Below are 2,311 nucleotides of genomic sequence, written 5' to 3' on the forward strand. Positions count from 1 at the left end.
ATCATCTTCAAAGCGGTCATCCTCGTTCAGGTCTTCCTTGTCCACATAAACGGCTTCCTGTAGTTCCTGCTTTTTTTGCTCCACCTCGTAAAACTTAATGTGTTTGGCAATCTTTTCCAATGCCGCCAGTTTGTTGTGTAGCCGTAGTTGTACCGTAGTACCGTATTTCCCTTCGCTCACTTTCAAACTCCATATCGCCGACTTTTTATCATCAACTATATCCTGCATGGCCTTCACGCGACCATCATCCCCAAAATAATCGCCCATATTGGCAAAAGCAACTTTCATCAATTCGCCCAAAAGCGTTTCGTGGCTTACCTGCAGTTTCTGCGCTGCCTCGGCCGTACGCCCCTTCAAATAAGCCTGAATTTTGGGCATTTCCATCAGCTGCCCGTTCATGGCCGTCGCCTGCGTATAGCCCGCTCGCAAAGCCGCCCGCGTAGCGTTCATGTCCATCAAATACTCATCGCAAAAGCGTTGTTGTTTAGGTGTTAGTGTAAATGCGTCAATCGTTTTCATATTTATTATTCTTTGTTTTAATCAGTAGAGCTTAAAATGCCCCGTCAGGGGCTACCTTCCTTCACCCTCTTTACCGCGAAGCGGAAGAGAGGGTCGTCAAGCGCAGTGCAGCCGGGGTGAGTCAACCGCGCGACAAACCCACCATCACATGCCCCGTCAGGGGCTACCTGTTTGTAGCAAAATGTAAATTCAAAGTTTTGCCCCGTCAGGGGCTACCCTTAAACACGGCAATTCCCAACGTCATCCCGATAGCTATCGGGACAGCGCTAACAGGCACAAAAAGGTAGCTTATTGCAAATTAAACGCAATATACGAAGAATAATTTATTATTACAAAAATTACAAAAGAAATATAAATGCACAGCCACCGTGCGGGTCCGCAAACAATAGGTGCTTAAATGACGATACACTAATCGCCCAGCTCTTCACAATCAAAACCCGCCGCAAGCAGCAGCCGCTCAACCGAACTTGGTTGTAGCCCCGTTGCTTCAACACGCAACACCTTGTCGCAGTCCTGCAGGTCAAAATTCCAATGACGAATGGTTGGAAAAGAAGTGAGCAGGGGCGCAATCATGCTCACTTTTTTCTTGCTGGTAACGTTCGTTTTAAAAACTAATACTTCCATTGTGCAATGGTACAACGCTATAGGGTAGCCAGCAATTCATCCAGTTGGGTATAACCCACAATAGTGCCTTCTTTAAAGCCCATTTCCACAAACATTTTAACGGTGGCCTCGCTGGTAAAGGTTTTTACAATATCAACCTTTGTTTTACCTCCGTCTATGGATATGAATTTAGTTTCAGTGATTGATCTTGGCGCACCGTCAACCGTGTTGCCGTTCTCATCCGAAAACATATTGATGGTTGTAAAATACTTGCCATTTTCTATAGCGGTAAATTCGGCACGGCTCCAGCCTTTCGGGCCTTCAGGGCCAACCATGGCATACAGCCATATTCCGCCAACGGTAAACTCCATAATCTTGGTTACCGCATTGTATGGTTTCGGCCCCACCCATTTGTCAAGCAGTTCGGCCTCTGTAAAGGCTCTCCATACTTTTTCTATCGGTGCGTTAAACTCCCGCGACATGTGAATCGTTTTAGCGGCAAGGTCATGTTCAAAAACAAAGTTGCTGGTCATAATGATTAAGTTTATATGTTATTTAATAGGTTATCTAACTGATTAAAGCTATCCTCCCACATCTTGCGGAAACGTTCCAGCCAAATGTCAATCTCTTTCATTTTTTCGGGGTTAAAGTGATAATATATTTCCCTGCCGGTCTTCTTCTGTATCAGTACTTCGCATTCGGTTAATATCTGTATATGCTTTGATATGGTTTGCCTGGTGCTGTCAAAGTGCGCTGCAACAGCGTTGGGCGTCATGGCACCCATTACAATTAAACCCAAAATGGCCCGGCGCGTAGGGTCGGCAATGGCCTGGAAAACGTCTCGTCTCATATTAACATGCAGTTGATTGACTGCAAATTAAATGCAGTTAATCAACTGCGCAAATATTTTTGAAAATATTTTGTAGGCATAGTAATTGACCCTCCGAGGTCGATGCTTTTAGCTTCGTCTAAAATGTAGCAAGCATTCTGCTGGCGTAAGCAGTTCACCCACCAGCCCCAAACGCTTCCGCATCTCAAAGCGCGGGTCTAACGGCTCAAAACAGACACTTTTTTACCCCGTTCATCAGTTTTTTGCTATTTGGCTAACCATCAATATCTTAAAAATTTTAGCCCGTTTAACCAAACGACAAAAATGTTTTCAAAAAATTTAATTATAAAAATAATTTTA

Annotated in this window: 4 protein-coding genes; all 4 read right to left on the reverse strand. The window is 44.4% G+C overall.

From position 1 onward, the window contains the following. The coding region (locus tag QZX97_RS05800) for a terminase small subunit (RefSeq protein WP_295664454.1) at positions 1–519 on the reverse strand (519 nt) is incomplete at its 3' end. Positions 520–927: 408 nt separating this feature from the next. Next, complete coding sequence (locus tag QZX97_RS05805; RefSeq protein WP_295653043.1) at positions 928–1,143, reverse strand: hypothetical protein; 216 nt, start codon at positions 1,141–1,143, stop codon at positions 928–930. A gap of 17 nt (positions 1,144–1,160) precedes the next feature. After that, positions 1,161–1,655 (reverse strand): SRPBCC domain-containing protein, encoded by a 495-nt coding sequence (locus QZX97_RS05810; RefSeq protein ID WP_295653040.1) that lies wholly within the window; start codon positions 1,653–1,655, stop codon positions 1,161–1,163. Positions 1,656–1,666: 11 nt separating this feature from the next. Then, entirely contained in the window at positions 1,667–1,972 is a 306-nt protein-coding gene (locus QZX97_RS05815) for a metalloregulator ArsR/SmtB family transcription factor (RefSeq protein WP_295653038.1), read from the reverse strand. Positions 1,973–2,311 lie beyond the last annotated feature (339 nt).

Origin of the sequence: uncultured Mucilaginibacter sp. (genome assembly GCF_903893715.1) — a bacterium.
GTDB lineage: Bacteria > Bacteroidota > Bacteroidia > Sphingobacteriales > Sphingobacteriaceae > Mucilaginibacter.